Origin of the sequence: Legionella norrlandica, from assembly GCF_000770585.1 — a bacterium.
GTDB classification, from domain to species: Bacteria; Pseudomonadota; Gammaproteobacteria; order Legionellales; family Legionellaceae; genus Legionella; species Legionella norrlandica.
Genome location: NZ_JNCF01000015.1, coordinates 15,847 through 37,070, shown reverse-complemented (window position 1 = coordinate 37,070; position 21,224 = coordinate 15,847). Strand labels below are relative to the sequence as shown.

Here is a 21,224-nt window from a genome sequence, read left to right as displayed (position 1 = left end):
GTTGTACAAAATAGTGAAGTCTGACTATATATTAAATAAGCCGAATAATCTAATGGATAAAGATGCCTGCAAGTCGCCCAATAGAAAATCCGGAAATAAGACAATGGCGAATATTGTTGGTATACAATATTTACAGAGTAGTCAGTGTTTTTTTATTTTTAGGAATATATTACTTTAGTTATATTACGAATCCCTATCCTATATTGTTCTTTTGTATCGCATTCATTTATTTAATTTTTGCTTTGATTTTCCTTTATTGCTGGTATAGGCGAGTTTTTAGCTTTGATAAGCAAGTGTTTCTATCAGGAACCATTGATGTCATGGCAGTTTCCGGCATGTTAGGCATCATAGGTAACTTACAAGCTGGCTATGGAATTTTACTAAATGTGACTGTTGCTGCTTTAAGTATTTTAGTTCCTGGTCGGTTGGCAATCTTCTTTGCTTCATTAGCTAGCTTTTTATTGTTATGCGGTAGTGTGCTGCAATTTTTTATTACTTATCAAAAAGATTTGAATACTTTTTTTTATAGTGGTATTTATGGGGCTGGTTTTTTTGCTACAGCAATAACAGCTTGGTATTTGTCCAATTGGGTGAGGATGTCAGAAAGCTTAGCCAAGCATCATCGCTATGAATTAGCCGGAATGCAGCAACTTAATGAATACATTATTGAAAGACTGCATTCAGGTATTATTTATGTTGATGAAGAGAAGCAGATCAAATTAATGAACTCTGCTGCCCGACAATTTTTTAGTGTGAGCAAACATACTGCAATTCAAAATTTACAACAACTATCTCCAATATTGGCAGCGAAACTCGATGATTTTTTAGTAAAAGCAAAGCAGAATGAGCGTCTTGCTCAAACGATCATTGAAGAACCTTATCTTAGAGTACATTTTTTTTCCACATCTGTGGTTAACAATTTGGAGGTGCTTATTATTTTGGAGGATATGACTGATATTGCCCAACAAGCCCAACAACTTAAATTAGTTGCTTTAGGGCGCTTTTCGGCAAGTATTGCTCATGAATTGCGTAATCCTTTAGGTGCTATTTCTCACGCTATTCAATTATTTGGTGATGATAAAGATTTGAATGAACAGGATGCTCGCCTAAAACAATTAATAATTAATAACTGCGAACGAATGAATACAGTGATTAAAAATGTATTACAGCTTTCAAGGCGTCAACCGTCCCAACCGCAAGTCAATGATCTTACAACATTTTTAGAGCGATTTAAGCAAGATTTTTCTCATCAAAATCATTGTAATTTTATGATAAATTTACCCAAAAACAAGCAATTATCAGTTGTTTTTGATAAAAGTCAGCTAGAGCAGATTCTGGTCATTTTATGTGAAAACGCTATGCAACATGGTCGTGATTTGGAAGGAAATGTTAATATCATTATTGGTGCGAAATCGTCCTCAAACAAAATAACGTTAACAGTGTGTGACTCAGGACCAGGAGTTCCCCCAGAACATAGAGACAATATTTTCGAACCATTCTTTACTACCTTGCGCACTGGCACAGGGATGGGATTGTTTATCGCTAGAGATTTATGCGAAATTAATCAAGCCCGATTAAATTTGTTAAAATCAAATAAGGGATGTTGTTTTGCTATTACTGTTAATCTATCGGATGAACTTTTAATATGATGAAAAGCAAGGTTCTTGTTATAGATGATGAACCTGATATCAGGGAACTTTTAACGCTCACTTTGTCGCGAATGGGATTATGCTGCGATGCAGTATCTGATTGTAAGCAAGGGATAGACTATATAAAAAAAATTCGTACTCCCTGGTTCTAACTGATATGCGTTTACCCGATGGAGATGGCATAGAAATTGTTAAGTTTATTCAAAAATATAAACCACAGTTACCAGTTGCTGTCATCACTGCTTATGGAAATATTGAAGGAGCAGTGAATACTTTAAAAGCAGGTGCATTTGATTATGTGTCAAAGCCAGTTGACTTAAAGATGCTGAAAGAGCTTGTGAAGACGGCATTGTCTATGCAAAACTCCACTATTGACATGCCTGATGAAGGAATATTAGTTGGGAAGAGCCTGGTGATGCAACAACTTCGTGAGAGTATACGTAAGCTAGCACGTAGTCAGGCCCCAGTCTTTATCCAAGGTGACTCAGGTGTAGGCAAAGAACTTGTTGCTCACTTAATACACATTAATGGTCCGAGGAAAGATAAACCTTTTATTCCTGTCAATTGTGGTGCCATACCGACCGAGTTAATGGAGTCAGAATTTTTTGGTCATAAAAAAGGGAGTTTTACAGGCGCTATTGCCGATAAAACAGGATTATTTGTTGCTGCCCATGGGGGTACATTGTTTCTCGATGAAATTGCAGAGCTGCCACTTGCTATGCAAGTTAAATTATTGCGTGCCATTCAAGAAAAAGCGATTAAGCCTATAGGAGAGTTGTATGAGATTCCTGTTGATGTGCGCATCTTAAGTGCCAGCCATAAAAATTTGTTAGACGAGATCAATGCTGGAAAATTTCGTCAAGATTTGTATTATCGAGTCAATGTGATTGAATTGCGTGTCCCAACTTTAATGGAAAGGCTTTCGGATATTCCTTATTTGTGTGAAGCAATTTTACGGAAACTATGTAATATTCAACATAGAAAGCAAGTTAAAATTAATCCGGCATGTTTTGAAATCTTGAGTAATTATCATTTTCCAGGAAATGTTAGGGAACTAGAGAATATTCTTGAACGTGCGTTAGCAATGTGTGAGGGGAAAATGATTGAGCCAGGAGACTTACATTTACCTGAAGTTCCAATGCCTCCAGTGGCTGCTCCCTCATCTTCTTCTAGCCTGAATGGGTATCTGCAGGATCAGGAAAAGGAATTAATTCTAGGAGCTCTTGAGAAAACAAAGTGGAATAGAACGGCTGCTGCAAGATTACTAGGTATTAGTTTTAGGACATTACGTTATCGGTTAAAAAAATTAGGTCTTGATTAGAATCTGTTGACAGCAGGATCAGAAATTTTAGTTTGAATTCCTAGAATTCATAGTCTAGAGTTATATAACGCAATGAACAGTTGTTCAAAGCGATTAGATATCAATTGATTAAAATGATAAGGAATATAGAATGAACTCATGGAATAGTGTTGTTTTTTTAAAAACTAAAAATGCTTGGTCAGATTCTTCTACCATAGCAAAGATGAATGGTGTTCAAAGCCTTTGGTCTACTTCTGGTGATTGGGACTGGTGTATAAAACTTGATTCTAAGCATTCCAGCCCAGAAGAAACGGCTTTATTTGTTAAAAATCTAAGAAATGCCGATTGGGTCGCAGATACGAAAACCAGTTGGTGGAAGGAAGTCGCGGTAAAATAAATAAAGTAGGGGAATTATAGTTAGGATGTGTTGATACTTCTCAGCGAACAAGTTCTTCACGGAACATAGGCGCTGTGGAGCAATTATCAACACATTCTAACTTAACGCCAAGTTTGATATTACTTTTTTATATACGGATTCTATTTTTTCACCATTCCATACATAGCTGAAGTGAGCCCCTTGTTGGCATAGTTATTCGGTCATGAATTTTATTTCATCAATTTTTGCAGAAATTCGCGCTGACAAATAGGGATCTTTCTTTGCCAGTTTTTGAGCTACTTTTAGTTGGGCAATGGCCCCCCTTTTTTGTCCTTCCAACAGTAAACACTGGGCCTGGGTAAAATAGGCGTAGCTTTTCTGATGAGATTCTGCCTGTGCTCTTGCCAATTCTCTGCAGAGTATTAAATCTTCTTTATATTGCCTACTGCCTTTAAGGAGAATAGACGTTGCTTTTTCAGGTTGATTTGCAGTCAACAATCCTTGGACGTAGGCCATTAAGGTGGCATAGTTATCAGGAAAATTATTGTGCAGTTCTGCAAGACGAGTTAGCCCAGACTGATATTGTGATAAACCTAATTCAGCTTCGGCCATGGCAATTTGAAAATAAAGATTGCTATTATCTATTACTAATAAGGGTCTTAATTTATCAGCTGCTTTTTGAAAGTTATTGTTGTTCAATAAAGCAAGAACATACCCATATTGGCAAGCTGTAGTGGAATTTTTTTTAGAGCAATGATGCTCATAGTAGTCTAGAATTTGCTTGTTGTTGGAGGCAACGGAAACCCTGATTAACTCTTTGAATAGCGCATAATCTAAAGAATCAGAGTATTGTTTCTTGGATAATCGAGCAGTTCGATTTTCTGCTTCAGCTATTCTGTCGGCGTCGAGGGGGTGGGTCCGGAGTATGGCGGGGACATTGGCAGTATAATAATAGCGAGAATTCTCTTGCATTTTGTTAAAAAATGCAGCCATACCTTGAGGGTTAAATCCTGCTTTGATGAGCATATCAATCCCAATTCGGTCAGCTTCCTTTTCTTTTGAGCGGGTGAAATTAATATTGTCCTGGGAAAATCCGGAAACTGATGCCATCATAGCTCCCATTCCAACGGTTGGATTTAACACTCCTAAAGCAGCAGAAGCTAGAATAGAGGCTAATAATGGAACACGCATTTGTTTTTGATGATCAAGTATGCTGTAGAGATGATGTAGGCGAACGTGGGCAAGTTCGTGAGCCATTACTGCAGCAAGTTCACTTTCATTGCTAGTGGTCAATATCAGTTGAGTATTAATGCCTATATATCCTCCAGGACCTGCAAACGCATTGATTTCCTTTGATTTAACAATAAAAAAATAAGGGGTTTTTACACGGGCGTATTGAGCAAGTTTTTTGCCTATGCGATTTAAGTATTGACTAGCTAATGGATTGCGTTCAACGCTGTCAGATTGATTAATCAGTTGAATAAATTCTTTTTCTAGTTGCTCTAATTCTTTGGTAGTATACGGCGAGAGACTTCCAGCAATGGATGATTGTCCTAAAATACAAATCAGGACTCCTAATCCCCAATGAATTAACCTGGACAACATACCTTGTGCGCTCAACTTATAATTTAAGTTCAATTTAATCATTAGGCTACTCAATAATTGAATAATTTGTTATCATTCGTCCACATTTAAAAGGTGGTTAATCTATGCACGAACAGTTTCTGCTTGCAGCACTCGAACAAGCCAAGTTAGGGAGAGGCCTTTGTGCCCCTAACCCCAGTGTAGGAGCCGTTGCCGTACAAAATGGAAGTATTATAGCACAAGCATGGCATAGAGGTGCAGGTACACCACATGCAGAACAATTATTGTTATCACAAATTCCACCTAAAACACCAGGCGTGAAGCTCTATGTTACTCTTGAGCCTTGTAATCATTGGGGTAAAACACCACCCTGTGTAGATGCTATTGTTCATCATGGTATAGAAGAAGTCATTTTTTCTTATCTTGACCCGAACCCAATTGTTGCTAGAGGTAATTCTTCAGCGCAATTACGTAGGCATGGTATACAGGTTACGCATGTTCCTGTAGCTGCAATTAATGAATTCTATAAAAGTTATGCTTATTGGACAGCAACACATAAACCAAGAGTCACTGTCAAAATGGCACAAACTTTTGATGGCAAAATCGGGCAAACTTTTGGGGAACGTATGATCTTGTCCAATTCTTTATGTGGGCAATTTACTCATCAAATGCGTGCAATCAGCGATGTCATCTTAACCAGTGCCAAAACGGTTCGGATGGATAACCCTAAAATGAATGTTAGGCTTGGCAATATGGAAGTGGCAAAACCAGTAGCTATTATTGATCGCAATTTAAGTTTGCCGAAAGATGCCATTATTTTTTCGACAGCAAAGCATTGCCACATTTACCACCAGCCTCAAGCGGTGCGAGATAAGACTTACCCCAATAGCACTTATTATTCTACTCCTTTAAAAAACGGTCTTATGGAACTAAGTGCAATAATTGCTCATCTTGGAGAGTTGGGCTACCATGACGTATGGGTTGAGGCGGGTGGAGCAATTTTTTCAGCATTGCACACGGAAAGATTAGTGCATAAAACTTATTTATATCTAGTCCCTAAAAGTTTAGGTCAGCATGCCATATCAGCCTATCAACAACAAGGAATTTTTGAGCAAGCTCATACGGTAAGTTGGCAATCTATGGGGGATAACATGATTGCATGTTTGGATTGGCAGGAGGATGAGTGTTTACCGGGTTGATAGAAAATACAGGCAAAATATTAGCGAATAGTAAACGAGAAAATGCAAATCGCTTGGTGATTTCTTCTACTTTCGAAGATCTGAAAGTTGGTGAGAGTATTGCTGTGAATGGTGCTTGCTTAACGCTATTACCATCTCATTCTAATGATTTGTGTTTTGATGTTTCACCCGAAACCCTCAACATTACAACATTAGGTGGTTTATTAATTGGGGATATGGTCAATCTTGAGCGGGCTATGTTTGCATCCACACGATTTGGTGGTCATTATGTATCTGGCCATGTGGATACCAAGGCTTATGTGAAATCTGTTCGCTCAATCAATGAGTTTGTTGCCATAGATTTAGAGGGATTTACTCAAGAGCATATGCTTTATTTAATTCCTAAAGGCAGTATCACTGTAAATGGTGTGAGTCTGACTATTAATGCTGTAATACAACAAACCATTGGGTTAATGCTGGTACCCCACACTCTATCAGAAACAAATTTGGGGTCGTTGAGAGTAGGGCAGCAGGTCAATATAGAATTTGATTATCTTACCCGTATTGTAGCTCACCAGCTTCAAATCGTCGGGAAATTGAAACATGAGGTAGAGTCATGAAACATTCATTAGCAACAATAGAACAGGCAGTGGAGACACTTAAAGCCGGTAAGATGATTATTCTAATGGATGATGAGGATAGGGAGAACGAAGGGGATTTAGTGATTGCTGCTGAATACGCAACCCCTGAAGCTATTAATTTTATGTCTCGCTTTGGATGCGGGTTAATTTGCTTGTCTATGGTGGAAGAATTAATCGATAAAATCCAATTGCCCATGATGGCTCAAAATAATAAATCGCCTTATGGAACGGCATTTACAGTTTCGATTGAAGCGGCACATGGTGTTTCTACAGGTATATCGGCACAAGACAGGGCTCGGACGATAAAAGTTGCGATTGACCCCAAAAGTGGTCCGACTGATTTAATCTCTCCCGGACATGTCTTCCCGTTGCGCGCAAGGAAAAAGGGGGTTTTAGAAAGAGCAGGTCAAACAGAAGGGAGTGTTGATTTAGTAAGGCTTGCTGGATTACGCCCGCAGCGGTGATTTGTGAAATCATCAATGAAGATGGAACAATGAGTAGATTAAATGAACTGACTATTTTTTCCAAAAAACATCAAATACCTATAGTGACCATCAAAGATTTAATAGACTATCGAATTCGGCATGAAACTCTCATAAAAGCAGCGGCTACGACTCGTATTCCCTTGGGCGATGATGGGATCTTTACCATGACAGTTTTTGAGAATCAGATAGATTCTGCTGAACATTTTGCTTTAGTTAAGCCTCCTCTATATGGTAATCAAGTGCCTTTGGTTCGAATTCACTCAGAGTGTATCACTGGTGATGTCTTTGGTTCTAGAAAATGCGATTGTGGTAAGCAATTGGAGTCTTCATTGTCTCAGATTGGCGCTGAAGGAGGCATATTAATTTATTTACGCCAGGAGGGGCGTGGAATAGGGTTAGCAAATAAATTGAAGGCTTATGCTTTACAAGAACAAGGTTTGGATACAGTAGACGCTAATCTTAAGCTGGGGTTACCTGCAGACGATAGGGATTATGCAGTAGCTTATCAAATACTTAAATATTTTGGGGTTGAAGTATTAAGAATGCTAACCAATAATCCTTTAAAGATTGCTTCTCTTGAGCGTTATGGAATGAAGGTCACTCAGCGCATCCCTTTAGAGGTTGAGCCTTCCAAGGAAAACCGTGGTTACTTAAAGACTAAGAAGATAAAATTAGGACATTTGTTAGCGATTGATTAAGGAAATTTCAAAGAAATAAAAGTGATTGTTAGATTGCGGTTCATATTAACGAAGCGCTCTTCGCTAATGCAGGCTACAATTTTAATTAAGTCATAAAATACAAGGAATATAAGAGATATACTAATTTTTTCCTCAAATTTCTGTTATTTATATTTTCATTTTGATAGAATTAAATCCCGTTTACATGCAAATCAAATTAAACACCAAATTGGTGTATTCAGCATTTTGAGCGGGGTCAAAAAAATGACAAAATATATTTTTATTACTGGCGGAGTTGTGTCTTCCTTAGGAAAGGGCATAGCAGCCGCGTCACTCGCAGCTATTCTAGAGGCTCGCGGTCTTCGTGTAACATTGATAAAGCTTGATCCCTATATTAATGTTGATCCTGGTACTATGAGTCCATTTCAACATGGAGAGGTTTTTGTAACTAATGACGGAGCAGAAACAGACTTGGACTTGGGACATTATGAGCGTTTTGTTAAAACAACTATGACCAAGCGTAACAATTTCACATCAGGTAAAATTTACGAAAATGTGATTAAGAAAGAAAGGAGAGGGGATTATTTGGGTGGGACAGTGCAGGTTATTCCTCACATCACCAATGAAATCAAACGTTGTATCAAATTAGGCGCGGATGGATTTGATGTGGCTATGGTCGAAATTGGGGGAACGGTTGGCGATATTGAATCTTTACCTTTTCTGGAAGCCATCAGGCAAATGCGTATTGAACTAGGTTCACAACGAGCGATATTCATCCATCTTACTTTGGTTCCTTATATAGCAACATCGGGGGAAACAAAAACCAAACCGACGCAACATTCTGTAAAAGAATTACGTTCAATCGGTATTCAACCCGATGTGTTGATTTGCCGTTCAGAAAAACCATTATCTATATCAGATAGGGCCAAGATCGCTTTATTTACCAACGTTGAGAGAGAGGCTGTGATTTCTCTTGAAGATGCCAAAAGCATTTATCAAATTCCTATGATTTTGCATGCTCAGCATTTAGATGAAATTGTCGTGAAGAAATTGGGATTGGAAGCAAAACCGGCTGACTTGAGTGAGTGGCAAAAAGTGGTTGACATGCAAGCAGTCCAAACTATGACTGTAAAAATAGCTATGGTAGGGAAGTATACCGAGTTAAATGATGCCTATAAATCAATTAATGAAGCTTTATTGCATGCAGGGATTCATACGCAAACCAAAGTAGGAATTGTTTATTTTGATGCCGAGCTAATAGAAAAGCATGGCCCCTTATTGCTTGAATCAGTGGATGCTATTTTAGTGCCTGGCGGTTTTGGCGAGAGAGGAGTTGAGGGAAAAATTAAAGCTATCCAATACGCCCGCGAAAATAATATCCCCTTTTTGGGAATATGCTTAGGGATGCAGACTGCTGTTATTGAATTTGCAAGAAATGTAGTTGGTTTAACAGACGCTAATTCCACCGAGTTTAATAAAGAAACGCTATATCCCGTACTAGGCTTAATTAGTGAGTGGATGGATGCTGATGGTAGTAAGCAGATAAGGGATGAGAATACTGATTTGGGTGGAACCATGCGCCTAGGTGGACAATACTGTCATCTTGCAGAAGGAACTTTAGCACAAAAAGTTTATGGCAAGTCAGAAATTATAGAGCGTCACCGTCATAGATATGAAGTGAATAACAAGTATGTGGATAGCTTAGTGCAACATGGGTTGATTATTTCAGGGCGCTCAGCGGATAATACTTTGGTTGAGATGATTGAGCTAGCTGATCATCCTTGGTTTTTAGCTTGTCAATTTCATCCAGAATTCACATCCAATCCGAGAGACGGCCATCCTCTTTTTAAAGAATTTGTACTTGCTGCTCGTATTCATCACCAGGAAAAGGACAAAAAATGAGATTATGTGGTTTCGAAGTTGGTTTGAATAGGCCTTTATTTTTAATTGCTGGTCCCTGTGTTATTGAAAGTGAAGAATTGGCTCTGGAAACTGCTGGTTATTTAAAGGAAATGTGTAACCAGTTAAATATTCCGTTTATCTATAAATCTTCTTTTGATAAAGCAAACCGATCCTCTCTTTCCAGTTACAGAGGACCTGGTTTTGAAAGAGGATTATCAATTCTTGAAAAAGTCAGATCACAAATTGGTGTTCCTGTCTTGACTGATGTCCATGAGGATACCCCTTTATTTGAGGTCTCAAGCGTAGTGGATGTGCTTCAAACCCCAGCTTTTCTATGTCGACAAACCAATTTTATCCAAAAAGTCGCTGCCATGAATAAGCCAGTGAATATTAAGAAAGGACAATTTCTTGCGCCATGGGAAATGAAACACGTTATTACAAAAGCAAAGGCTGAGGGCAACGATCAGATTATGGCTTGCGAACGAGGCGTCAGCTTTGGTTATAATAATCTGGTTTCTGATATGCGTTCTTTGGTTATTATGCGCGAAACAGGTTGCCCGGTTGTTTACGATGCGACACACTCAGTACAATTACCAGGCGGGAATAATGGTGTATCCGGAGGACAAAGGGAGTTTATTCCTGCTCTTGCAAGAGCAGCTGTTGCTACAGGTATTGCAGGATTATTTATGGAAACTCACCCTGATCCTGATAAAGCATTAAGTGACGGTCCAAACAGTTGGCCTTTAGATAAAATGCAACAATTATTAGAGTCATTGAAGGTAATTGATGAAGCGTATAAAAAGAAGGGAGATAACTTTCAGTAGGATGGCTTTGCGTCGCTAGAGCGGCAGGCTGAGTAAGAAGACCTGGAGTATTGCCCACATGAAGTTGTGGAATGTCTTGATGATGTAAGCTAGGGAGCAAGAAAACCTGGGCATTGGCATTCCACCAAGATTCAAGTTATGTACCCCAACGGTTACTATAGTTGAAGGTGCCTATCAATGATATCTAATGAAATTATAAGAAATTAATATGAGTATGATTACAATATACTTATAGGATTAACTGGATGTCGTAAACTATCTATTTGGCGGAGAGACAGGGATTCGAACCCTGGGAAGGTTGCCCTTCAACGGTTTTCAAGACCGCCGCAATCGACCGCTCTGCCATCTCTCCGGTTGAGGATACTATCTCAACCTTCTCCATTTTGCAAATGTTTTTTTAATACATAAATAAAACGATAATAGACTGTTCGCAAATTGGCTAGTCCTAGGTATAATGTCTCCAATTTTATAATCGCTGTTTTAGCGACTGTAGCAGATATAATTGATAGGTGTCTTTTATGAAACGAATCCATGTGTTATTTCTTCTAAGTATAATTATGATAATTTCTTCCTGTGCCAAGTGGGGAAAGGACGATGAAGATAATAATCCATACAAGGGTATGACAGCTAAACAGTTGTATACTGCTGCCCAGAAGTCCTTAAAGAAAGAAGAATATACTACGGCTGCCAAGCAGCTTGAAGCTATGGAATCTATGTATCCATTTAGTGATTATACTGAAAATTCACAAATGCAGCTTATATATGCTTATTATAAGGATGAAGATTATCCATCTGCAGCAGCAACTGCGGAGCGTTTTATACATCTGTATCCGCGAGCAAAGAATGTTGATTATGCTTACTACATGAAAGGCCTGGCAAATTTCCAGCAAACACGAGGTGTATTTGCTAAAATGCTGCCTATGGATGAATCATGGAGGGATCCGGGTACCCAGACTCAAGCCTTCGTTGATTTCGCCACATTAATTCAGAAATTTCCAGACAGCAAATATAAGGCTAATGCGTTACAGCGTATGGTCTATTTGCGCAATATGTTTGCCCAGCATGAGTTGAATGTTTCCCAATATTACTTTAAACGTAAAATGTATGTAGCTGCTATCGAAAGAGCTAGTTATCTTGTAAAAAACTATCCCCAAGCACCAAGCGCGCAAAAAGCGTTGGTTATTATGTATGAGGCAAATAAGGCTTTAGGTTTAAATAAGGCAGCCGATGATGCTTTTGCCGTGTACAAGGCTACTTATCATACCTCTAATATGGTTAGAGTTAATTCTTGATAAATGTTGGTTCTTTTTATTCAGCCAGCCTACGATAGGTAAGACATGGCAGCCTGATGCAATAAAGCAAGTTCGGATTACGATTTCGTCTAATCCGGACTACTTAGAGCAAAAAAAGTCTACGTAGCCCGTTTAACATAGAGTGTCAATTGATAAATTGGGTTTAATCTGCGATAGCTGGCTCTAGAGGAGCTGAATTGATTTGAGTATTACTACTCACAAACATTTTCGTTAAGGCATTGGTTAACTCTCTTAATTCACCACTTAACAGGGCTAGCGTCGCATCTTGCCTTTGGTATTCTTCTTCAAGCTCTTTAGCTTCATTAAAATCATCTATCAAATAATCCAGGCTTTTTAGCTTCTTAAAAATAAAATCATGAGTCAATGTCAGCTGAATTCGCTCTTTCCAGATTAATGAGATTTCAGCGGTGGCCATTCCTTGTGATAATAGAGTTAGAATTTCTTCTGCAGGTAGTTCATAGCCTTTGCAATGGACTCGTTTTTTCTCATCTTCAAGAGAAAAGAGCAAGCAATCAGAAGCTAATTGAAAATCACTAGGCAGAAGATCTGGAGAGTGAATCCATTCTGCAAAACGTAAAGCGATATTTTCTGCAAGATTCAATGGTTCTATGACAATGCCTGGAATTGTTTTTCGTAAAAAAGAGGTAAGCTGAGAAGCTTGATTATTACTTGAAGTATTAATAATTAATCGTTGGCTAACACTATCAAGGATAGCTAGAAGCTTTTTTTGAACACAAAAAGATTTTGGTAATAGTTCAAACTCAAGATCTTCAGCCATTTGAGCTTTCTCAGCTCGCTTTACTTGGCGTCCTTGTGCTGTTTCAATTTGCTGAATTTTCTCCTTGAGCATTTTATTAATAACTCCTCGAGGAAGTATTCGCTCTTCTTTCCCTAGACAAATTAAGGAACTACCTGCCACTTCATGAGCCATTTCTTGATCAAAAGCAGGGAGCCAGCCATAAATAAAGCGTGCATGAGGTGGACAGGGTTTAAGTGCCTCTTCAGTTAAAGAGGTGTGTAAATCACAATCTTCATTTAATTTATATTGGTATATTAGTGCATTATTAAACCACATAACTTATCCTTAAAATAAATTTGGAAAGGTATTATCCTAAAAAAAACAGCTGACCTCCACTGAAGTCAACCGCTTTTTTAGAGTTAGGGGAATCTTCGCTGTTATCTTGGATTAGAGAGGTTTCTGATAACATCTCCTAAAATTTATAAAATACAATAAGTTCCTATTGCTATGGTTCTATTGTATGGCAATTTATAGAATTCAATATTTAAATTGGCTGAGTAGTTACGCATCAAAAAAGCAAACAATTTTTCTTGCCAATAAAAACTTAAAGATCTTTTTTCTTTTGATGCCATAACATTGGGTATTTCAACCATAAAAGTGGCAGTATCAACATTTAATTTAAATGGAAGTAAATTTTTATCACAGGCTTTTTCCAAGCTTCTGGGTATGTTAATCGTTTCCATAAAGCCATAGTGTATTACTAATTTACATACTTTTTCATCAAGACAAGCTATTTCATAGCGTTGGCTATAATGAACATAAGGAATATTATCAACAATATAATTTACTATCAGAACATTCTCGGGTACAGAACGATTTAATTTAAGAAAATGCAGAAAACTACCCCCGCTTTTATCATACACGTCAGTTATAAAAATTGCGGTGACACCTTGTAATTGATTTAAACTTTTATATTGTAATTGTTTTAAAATTTTAGAAATATCTTCTTTATTCATATAAAAATTATTTATTAAATAATTCAATCCATAACGCCAGGTGTACATGATGAATGCTATAAATAAGGCTAAAACTATTGGAACCCAACCCCCAGTAATGAACTTATGGGCATTAGCTCCTAAAAAGGCAAAATCGATTAAAAGAAATATGCCAAAGAGAACTATCGCATTAAACTTTGACCATTCCCATATTGAAATAGCGGCATAAGCTACCATGGCATCGACCAATAGCATTTCTAAATTCACAGCAATTCCATAGGCATGAGCCATGTTATCGGAAGTTCTAAAAGCCAGGGTAAGGGCCATAGTACCGATAAATAAAATAAAGTTGATTTGTGGAACATAAATTTGCCCAGAATGAAGCATGGAGGTCTGAATGATTGGAATCCTTGGACACAAACCGAGCAAGACAGCTTGTTTAGTTAAAGAAAAAGTAGCAGAAATAACAGCCTGAGATGCAATCACTGTGGCAACAGTTGCAATAAGGATTAATGGTAGATAAAACCAAGGAGGAGCAATCATATAAAAAGGATTACTCATTGCTTCCGGACGTACTATCAAATTAGCCCCTTGGCCAAAATAATTCAGTAGCAGGCAAGGGAGAGTAACAAGAAACCAGCTGGCTCTGATTGGGTTTTTACCAAAATGTCCTATGTCTGCAAAAAGAGCCTCTCCACCAGTGACTACAAGGAAAATGCCACCTAATAAAAGATATCCTCTCAAACCTTCATCAACTAAAAATGCAATCGCGTAGTAGGGATTAATTGCCTTTAAAACGACTGGATGCTCAGCGATTTGTAATATCCCTAATACAGCTATGGTTATAAACCAAATAAATATTAATGGACCAAAAAGGTAACCTATCCTTGCTGTACCTTTTGCTTGTAAAGAGAAAAGTAATATAAGTATTAGAGAAGCGATTGGAAGTACATAAGGAGTCAGTTTATCTGAAAGAGTTCCAAGACCTTCCACAGCACTAATAACGGAAATAGCTGGTGTGAGCATCCCATCGCCCAATAGCAAACCTGCTCCAAATATGGCAATTAGGTAAAATATTGGCTGATGTTTAGTACTCTTATGTTTCATTAGAGCCAGTAGAGCTAAAATACCTCCTTCTCCATCATTGTCTGCCCGAAAAATAATAATTAAATATTTGAAAGAGACAACAATGATTAATGACCAAAAAATAAGGGACAATACTCCTAATATATTGAATTGGTTAATAGGAATACCTGATAAAGTAACTTTTAGAGCGTATAGCGGGCTAGTACCTATATCGCCAAATACAACTCCTAAGGCGCCAAGAGCAAGACCATAAGTAAATCTGTTTTTCGTTTCATAGGATGAATATCGCATTTATTATCACCAAAATGCATTAATTGCTAGCATATAAGTCATGTAATGTGAAGTATTTACTCCTCTCACAGGAAACCATAAGCCACCAATTACTCCAATATTTTCGTTAAAGTTATACTCTATTGCTGGGGCAAGAGCTTCTTCTCTAAATGAACCACTGCCAATACTGACTGGGTTAATATCAACATTCCCTATATTGACAGGAGGACTTCCAACACTGTTGAGATTTAAAATGCCATTAAATCGGGTTGCTTTACCTGTTGAAACATAACCTTCCATTACCGCTACCCAATTTTGGGTAAGAGTAAACTCAAATGCTAAGTCAATGTTATTTTCAATACCTGGTTTAATAGTACCATGAGTATGTATTGAACCTCCATAACTACTTAACCCATCTATACGGACATTACTGGAAAAGAGGCGAGAGGCAATAAGCCGTGTTCTCAGGTAGTGAGTTTTGAAAACTTGCAATAGATATTGGAAATTTAAACCGACCAAAGTTTGATAACTTCCCAACCCGGTGGCATCGGTGCCGAATAATGCTGGATTTAAGTGATCATAACGTCCAGTGGGTATGGTTTCTTGTAATAAAAAACGAAGATCAATCCTTCGCGGAGACCCTTTTTGTTCTAGCAATTGTATTCCCACGCCAGTTGAAACATCAGCTAAACGATTAAAATGTACTCCACGGGTAGAATTGAATAAATAAGGTACAGTCAACTGCACGTCTAACCAGTCAGTAAATCCATGTGTGAATATCGGATTGGCTGCGAAGGTTCGAAACAAAGGAGCGTGTACTAATTGTCCAGACGCGTTATATTGTCCATTGGTAAAGACATCAATACCATAAACTTCCAGGTTTGTATGGCCATTAGGAACTGTGTGGCCAGCTGGAGCCAAAAGGGGGCCAGTGAACCATGGGCCAGCATAAGAAACCTTGAACGAATATGAAAATAGAAAAATGGCTAGGTATTTTATAAATTGCCGCATATTTGTCCTTACTTCCATTGCAGATTTAATACTTAATAGTGTAGATTAACTGACTTTTGGTTTTTGGGAAATAGAAAATGAAAGCGAAAATTATTTTAGCGGCTGAAAAACAAAATACGGTATTAAGAGGTCATCCCTGGATTTTCCCCAAAGCCATAATGCAATATTTAGGCAAGCCAATTACAGGTGAACTGGTTGAGATTATGAGCGCCCAAGGAGAATGTTTGGGTGTGGGGGTGTATAATGAGCACTCTCTATATAGAGTAAGAGTTCTGGCACTTTCCAATGAACAAATAAAGGCAGTTAATTACGATTCTTTGATTACCCATAGAATAAAGCAAGCACGCTTAGTTAGAGAATGCCTTAATTTACCCAATGAAGAGACTAATGCCTACCGATTGTTTAATAGTGAAGCTGATGGGCTCTCGGGATTAACAATTGATTGCTTTAATCAATATTGTGTTGTAGCCAGCTCAGCTTATTGGGTGGAGGCAAATAAATCAATAATTGAGCAAGTATTGCATGAGATTTTTCCTCAGAATCAAGTTATCTGGATTCCTCAGAAGAAACCATTATCTCAAGATGGCTGGAAAGAAATTCATGTGGAAAAAATAGAAAACAATACCCAAGTTTTAGAAGAGGGAGTGAGGTATCAGATTGAATTCGCACATACACAAAAAACAGGGCTGTTTATTGACCAAAGAGAAAATCATAAAAGAATAGCGCAGTTGTCCAGAGGGAAAAGAGTTCTTGATCTGTATACGTTTACAGGTGGCTTTGCTTTACATGCTGCGAAAGCAGGAGCTCTTCATGTTACGGGGGTAGATAGCTCCGCGCAAGCCATAGAGCAGGCTAAAAATAATGCCATTTTAAATGACTTAACTAATATTGAATTTATCAAAGCAGACGCCAGGGAATTTTTAAAAATAGCAGGGGATTATGATGTTGTTATCCTTGACCCACCCAAATTGGTCCCTTCGCAAAGGCATTTGCAACAAGCAAAAAATTACTATCGCTTTTTGCACAGGGAAGCATTCAAGTATATGAAATCAGGAACTTTAATGATGACTTGTAATTGTTCTTCAGCCTTATCATCTCAGGATTTTTGTTCATTAGTGAGTATTCAGGCTGCTGCAATGGGCAAACAGGCTCGTATATTGGGTGTCTATGGGCCGGCAAGTTGCCATCCTACTTTGGCTTCTTTCCCAGAGGGGAATTATCTTACGGCTATTTTATTGGCAATTGTTTAATGTTTGATTAGTTTGGGTGAAATATATATAATGTGTACCAAGTTATATTGAATTGAAACTGTTAAATGAAACTCCAATGGAAAGTTATTATTTTATCCTTCTTCCTTACTTTATTTACTACTGGTTTTTATGCTGCCGAAGTGAGTTTAAGAGATAAGATTGGGCAGATGCTGATAGTTGGTTTTCAGGGTAAAGAGATCAATGAAAACTCACCCATAGCTCAAGCAATAGAGCATGATAATATTGGTGGAGTTATTCTATTTGATTTTAATCAGCAGTCACAAACTTTTGATAAAAATATCGAGGGTCCTGCGCAAGTCAAAAAATTAAATACTCAATTACAAATTTTAATGCAAAAAGCAAACAAAAAACATCACCGAGATAACTTGCCTTTATTAGTCTCAGTAGATTATGAAGGTGGCAATGTTAACCGATTACATCCACGTTATGGCTTCCCAGAAATGCCCTCTGCAAAAGCTGTTGGTCTATGTCAGTTGATGAGGCTAATTTTTCAGCCGAATTAATGGCCAATGTCTTAAATTCAAATGGGTTTAATTTGAATTTTTTCCCTGAGCTGGATGTGAATGTGAATCCCGATAATCCAATCATTGGTAAAAAGAATAGAAGTTTCTCTTCCGTGCCTGAGGTTGTAACGCAATACGCTCAGCTCTATACAGAGCAATTTATAAAGCACCAAATTCACTGCGCTTACAAACATTTTCCTGGCCATGGAAGTTCTTTATCTGACTCGCATTTAGGCTTTGTAGATGTGACTAATACATGGAGTGAGCAAGAGTTAATTCCCTTTTTACAATTGCTTTCGAAACCCAATCATTGCAATATGGTTATGGTGGCCCATATTGTCAATAGAAAACTGGATGTAACAGGACTGCCTGCAACTCTTTCCTACCATATTATCAGTGGATTATTACGCGAAAATTTAAAGTTTGATGGAGTAGTCATTACCGATGATATGCAGATGAAAGCTATAACAAATTATTATGGATTAGATACAGCCGTTACACTTTCAATTAATGCGGGCGCTGATATGTTAATTTTTGGTAATCAATTAGTTGAGAAATTTCAAGATTCAGCAACCTTAATTGATATGATTGAGCAGAAAGTGTGCTCAGGAGAAATTCCTGAGCGAAGAATCGATGAGGCTTATCAACGAATTGTGAAAATGAAGAAATTTCTGAACCAATAATTTGTTTACAGCGAAAATCTTTTGGAGCAATTTCATTTGATTCTCATTATTAAACATGTAATTATCTACATCTTTTTTAAAAGATAGGTATGAAAAATGCGTTTATTGAAAGGGATTTTTTTTACATTTTATTGGGTTATTTTTTGTTTCAGTTCTCATGCTGCATTGGAGCATGAGATATTAGTTAATTATATTTCTCTAGGCGAATTCCCCAGAGAAACGGCAGAAGTGGCCTTGAAAAAAATGCCACCTCTAGACACGTTTTCAGTGCATTATGATTTGCAATTATATAAAATTAATTACAAAACTCAGGCTCCAGATGGAAATTTAACTATTGCCTCAGGGTTAGTGGCAATGCCGATTCATCCTCAGGGGAAAGTGGGAATAGTTAGTTATCAGCACGGTACCCGATTTGAACGTAATGATATTCCTTCCAGAAATAATGAAAAAAACTATATATATCTTGCTGCCTATGGCAATAGTGCGGGTTATATGACGGTGATGCCTGATTATCTTGGGCTGGGAGATAATGAATTAACACTTCATCCTTATGTTCAGGCAGAAACTCTTGCCAGCAGTAGCATCAATATGCTGCTTGCCGCTAAAGAATTAGCAAACAGACTGCATTATCCAATAAGTGATCAGTTATATCTGGCGGGCTATTCAGAAGGCGGATTCTCAACTATGGTTATGTTTGAAATGCTTGCAAAGGAGCATCCTGATTTACCCATCACTGCCGTTGCTCCAGGCTCAGCTCCTTATGGTTGGGATGAAACCATGCATTTTGTAATGCTGGAACCAGGACCTCGAGCTACCGCCTATTTGGCTTATTTCTTTTATTCTCTACAAACTTATAAGAATTATTGGTCTAATTTGGATGAGATTTTTATTCCCCCCTATAATACTCTTATTCCAGAGTTGCTGGATGGGTATCATTCTATTACAGAAATTCTTCAAGCATTGCCGCAAAACCCACTGCTTATTTTCCAACCTGATTTCTCTAATGGGATTATTAGTGGGACAGATAGAAATACCGGGGTTTTGAAAGTTAATTTCAATCATTATGATTTTAAACCTACTGCTCCCTTATTATTGGTAGGCACCAAAGGAGATCATGATGTGCCTTATGCAGGCGCCGAAATGGCATATCATTCATTGAAAAGGTATAGCAATTTTGTATGGATTAAATCCGTAAGTGATACTCTAGATCATGTACAAGCTCATCCTTTTGTACTTAGAGAACAAGTAGAGTTTTTTAAACAATTTGATCGGCAAGAATCTATGCGTACTAGCAAGGTTGGTGTTTTTTGACCCAACCTTCCTATTTGTGCATACCTAATGAAGTTAGGTATGCACGCTCCGATCTCTTTCTTGCAAACAGAGCAAAACATCATAAAAACTTAATTCGCAAGCTTTTAAAAGCACTAACAAATGATAAATTAAATCGGCGCTTTCATTAATAAATTCGTCTTTCTTGTTATTCACAGCAGCAATGACTGTTTCCACCGCTTCTTCGCCTAATTTTTGTGCGCATCGGTCAATTCCTGAGTCTAATAATTGCACAGTATAACTGTTATTATTTTTCTCCTCAGCACGTTCATTAATTAATTCAATTAAACCATCGAGGAAGCCCAGCGTGTGATTGTGTTGAGGTTGGTAACATGTTGAATAGCCCAGATGGCAGGCTGGACCTTTGGGGATGACCTGGATCAACAGACTGTCATTGTCACAATCAGTGCTGATGTGTTGTAAGGCCATACTATTACCTGATGATTCTCCTTTGCGCCATAATCTTTGTCGGCTTCGGCTGTATAAGGTAAGCTGCCCGGTAGTTAATGTTGCAATGAGTGCTTCTTGATTCATATAACCCAGCATTAAAACCTTACCATTTTCTGCGTTTTGAATAATAGCTGGCAATAAGCCATCCATTTTTTTCCAATCTAAAGAGTTAATATCTAAATCCTTCATAATCTTACCTCAATGTTTTTTGCTTGTAATGCCAATTTTATATCGAGAATAGTCAATATCTTGTCATGAAAAACACTCGCTGCCAAAGCACCGCTTACCTGGGATTTTTTAAATACTTCAATAAAATCATTAATTTTTCCTGCACCACCTGAGGCAATTAAAGGAATATGACACAATTTTTTCATTTCTGATAGTTGCAAAATATCATATCCGGAACGCACACCATCGGATTGCATGCAATTAAGAACTATTTCACCAGCTCCTCGCTCTTGGACTTCACTTACCCATTCACGAGTTCTGCGTTTTGAATTGACACTTGTCTTCTCATTACCTGTATATTGGTAAACGTAATAATCATCAATTATCCATTGGCTATCAATTCCTATCACTACGCATTGTTTACCAAATTGTTTACTTAATTCATTGATTAAGGAAGGATTTTCCAATGCTGGGCTATTTATTGAGATTTTATCAGCGCCTGCATTCAAGATTGCTTGGGCTTGCTGTAAAGTTCGAATTCCTCCTGCTACTGTGAAGGGAATATTAATGGTTGCTGCTACCTTATTGACCCAGTCAGGACAGACAGATCGGTGGTCGCTACTGGCAGTAATATCATAAAGTACCAACTCATCGGCACCGGATGCAGAGTAGTGTTCAGCGAGAGGAAGAATATCGCCAATAATTCTGTGATCGCGGAATTTCACTCCTTTAACTACTTGATTGTCACGAACATCAAGGCAAGGAATGATTCGTTTAGTTAACATACTAC

The 21,224-nt window shown here is 37.8% G+C and carries 17 protein-coding genes, 1 tRNA gene and 2 pseudogenes; 13 read left to right on the top strand and 7 right to left on the bottom strand.

The window, feature by feature from the left end; all coding sequences use genetic code 11:
* Positions 1–62 precede the first annotated feature (62 nt).
* From OK13_RS05600 to OK13_RS05590, 4 genes are all read left to right on the top strand, one after another.
* Positions 63–1,649, top strand: a complete 1,587-nt coding sequence (locus OK13_RS05600; RefSeq protein ID WP_035888676.1) for a sensor histidine kinase — start codon at positions 63–65, stop codon at positions 1,647–1,649.
* Positions 1,646–1,801 (top strand): hypothetical protein, encoded by a 156-nt coding sequence (locus tag OK13_RS15795; RefSeq protein WP_277619271.1) that lies wholly within the window; start codon positions 1,646–1,648, stop codon positions 1,799–1,801. The genes OK13_RS05600 and OK13_RS15795 overlap by 4 nt, the downstream gene beginning before the upstream one ends.
* Before the next feature lie 5 nt (positions 1,802–1,806).
* Entirely contained in the window at positions 1,807–2,970 is a 1,164-nt protein-coding gene (locus tag OK13_RS05595; RefSeq protein ID WP_277619270.1) for a sigma-54-dependent transcriptional regulator, read from the top strand.
* A gap of 130 nt (positions 2,971–3,100) precedes the next feature.
* A complete protein-coding gene (locus OK13_RS05590) occupies positions 3,101–3,346 on the top strand; it encodes a hypothetical protein (protein ID WP_035888673.1) in 246 nt (81 codons plus the stop codon).
* A 192-nt stretch (positions 3,347–3,538) separates the two neighbouring features.
* Here OK13_RS05590 and OK13_RS05585 read toward each other — a convergent pair whose 3' ends face one another.
* The gene (locus tag OK13_RS05585; protein ID WP_035888670.1) at positions 3,539–4,972 is read right to left on the bottom strand and encodes a M48 family metalloprotease; all 1,434 of its coding nucleotides are present in this window, start codon (positions 4,970–4,972) and stop codon (positions 3,539–3,541) included.
* Between the two features lie 62 nt (positions 4,973–5,034).
* On the opposite strand from OK13_RS05585, the gene ribD reads away from it, so the two are divergent.
* From ribD to kdsA, 5 genes and pseudogenes are all read left to right on the top strand, one after another.
* Positions 5,035–6,108, top strand: a complete 1,074-nt coding sequence (ribD, locus tag OK13_RS05580) for a bifunctional diaminohydroxyphosphoribosylaminopyrimidine deaminase/5-amino-6-(5-phosphoribosylamino)uracil reductase RibD (RefSeq protein WP_035888667.1) — start codon at positions 5,035–5,037, stop codon at positions 6,106–6,108.
* Positions 6,093–6,707 (top strand): riboflavin synthase, encoded by a 615-nt coding sequence (gene ribE, locus OK13_RS05575; protein ID WP_035888665.1) that lies wholly within the window; start codon positions 6,093–6,095, stop codon positions 6,705–6,707. Before ribD ends, ribE begins: the two co-directional genes overlap by 16 nt.
* A pseudogene (gene ribB, locus OK13_RS05570) lies at positions 6,704–7,911 on the top strand (3,4-dihydroxy-2-butanone-4-phosphate synthase). The gene ribE and the pseudogene ribB overlap by 4 nt, the downstream one beginning before the upstream one ends.
* 243 nt (positions 7,912–8,154) lie before the next feature.
* The gene (locus OK13_RS05565) at positions 8,155–9,792 is read left to right on the top strand and encodes a CTP synthase (protein WP_035888662.1); all 1,638 of its coding nucleotides are present in this window, start codon (positions 8,155–8,157) and stop codon (positions 9,790–9,792) included.
* Positions 9,789–10,616, top strand: a complete 828-nt coding sequence (kdsA, locus tag OK13_RS05560) for a 3-deoxy-8-phosphooctulonate synthase (protein WP_035888661.1) — start codon at positions 9,789–9,791, stop codon at positions 10,614–10,616. The genes OK13_RS05565 and kdsA overlap by 4 nt, the downstream gene beginning before the upstream one ends.
* A gap of 264 nt (positions 10,617–10,880) precedes the next feature.
* Here the strand turns inward: kdsA and OK13_RS05555 are convergent.
* A tRNA-Ser gene (locus tag OK13_RS05555) sits at positions 10,881–10,968 on the bottom strand.
* A gap of 166 nt (positions 10,969–11,134) precedes the next feature.
* On the opposite strand from OK13_RS05555, the gene OK13_RS05550 reads away from it, so the two are divergent.
* The gene (locus OK13_RS05550) at positions 11,135–11,908 is read left to right on the top strand and encodes an outer membrane protein assembly factor BamD (protein ID WP_035888659.1); all 774 of its coding nucleotides are present in this window, start codon (positions 11,135–11,137) and stop codon (positions 11,906–11,908) included.
* A 163-nt stretch (positions 11,909–12,071) separates the two neighbouring features.
* Here the strand turns inward: OK13_RS05550 and OK13_RS05545 are convergent, their stop codons facing one another.
* The 3 genes from OK13_RS05545 to OK13_RS05535 form a co-directional block, all read right to left on the bottom strand.
* Positions 12,072–13,004, bottom strand: a complete 933-nt coding sequence (locus OK13_RS05545) for a recombination-associated protein RdgC (protein ID WP_035888658.1) — start codon at positions 13,002–13,004, stop codon at positions 12,072–12,074.
* 143 nt (positions 13,005–13,147) lie between these two features.
* Entirely contained in the window at positions 13,148–15,040 is a 1,893-nt protein-coding gene (locus tag OK13_RS05540) for a potassium transporter Kup (RefSeq protein WP_035888657.1), read from the bottom strand.
* Positions 15,041–15,046: 6 nt separating this feature from the next.
* The gene (locus OK13_RS05535; RefSeq protein ID WP_035888656.1) at positions 15,047–16,030 is read right to left on the bottom strand and encodes a hypothetical protein; all 984 of its coding nucleotides are present in this window, start codon (positions 16,028–16,030) and stop codon (positions 15,047–15,049) included.
* A gap of 77 nt (positions 16,031–16,107) precedes the next feature.
* Here OK13_RS05535 and OK13_RS05530 point away from each other — a divergent pair, with 77 nt between their 5' ends.
* From OK13_RS05530 to OK13_RS05520, 3 genes and pseudogenes are all read left to right on the top strand, one after another.
* The gene (locus OK13_RS05530) at positions 16,108–17,280 is read left to right on the top strand and encodes a class I SAM-dependent rRNA methyltransferase (RefSeq protein WP_035888654.1); all 1,173 of its coding nucleotides are present in this window, start codon (positions 16,108–16,110) and stop codon (positions 17,278–17,280) included.
* Positions 17,281–17,345: 65 nt separating this feature from the next.
* A pseudogene (locus OK13_RS05525) lies at positions 17,346–18,487 on the top strand (glycoside hydrolase family 3 protein).
* A gap of 96 nt (positions 18,488–18,583) precedes the next feature.
* A complete protein-coding gene (locus OK13_RS05520) occupies positions 18,584–19,798 on the top strand; it encodes an alpha/beta hydrolase family protein (RefSeq protein WP_035888653.1) in 1,215 nt (404 codons plus the stop codon).
* Positions 19,799–19,831: 33 nt separating this feature from the next.
* Here OK13_RS05520 and hisIE read toward each other — a convergent pair whose 3' ends face one another.
* Positions 19,832–20,455, bottom strand: a complete 624-nt coding sequence (gene hisIE / locus OK13_RS05515; RefSeq protein ID WP_035888651.1) for a bifunctional phosphoribosyl-AMP cyclohydrolase/phosphoribosyl-ATP diphosphatase HisIE — start codon at positions 20,453–20,455, stop codon at positions 19,832–19,834.
* Positions 20,452–21,219 (bottom strand): imidazole glycerol phosphate synthase subunit HisF, encoded by a 768-nt coding sequence (gene hisF / locus OK13_RS05510; protein ID WP_035888649.1) that lies wholly within the window; start codon positions 21,217–21,219, stop codon positions 20,452–20,454. Before hisF ends, hisIE begins: the two co-directional genes overlap by 4 nt.
* Between the last annotated feature and the right edge of the window lie 5 nt (positions 21,220–21,224).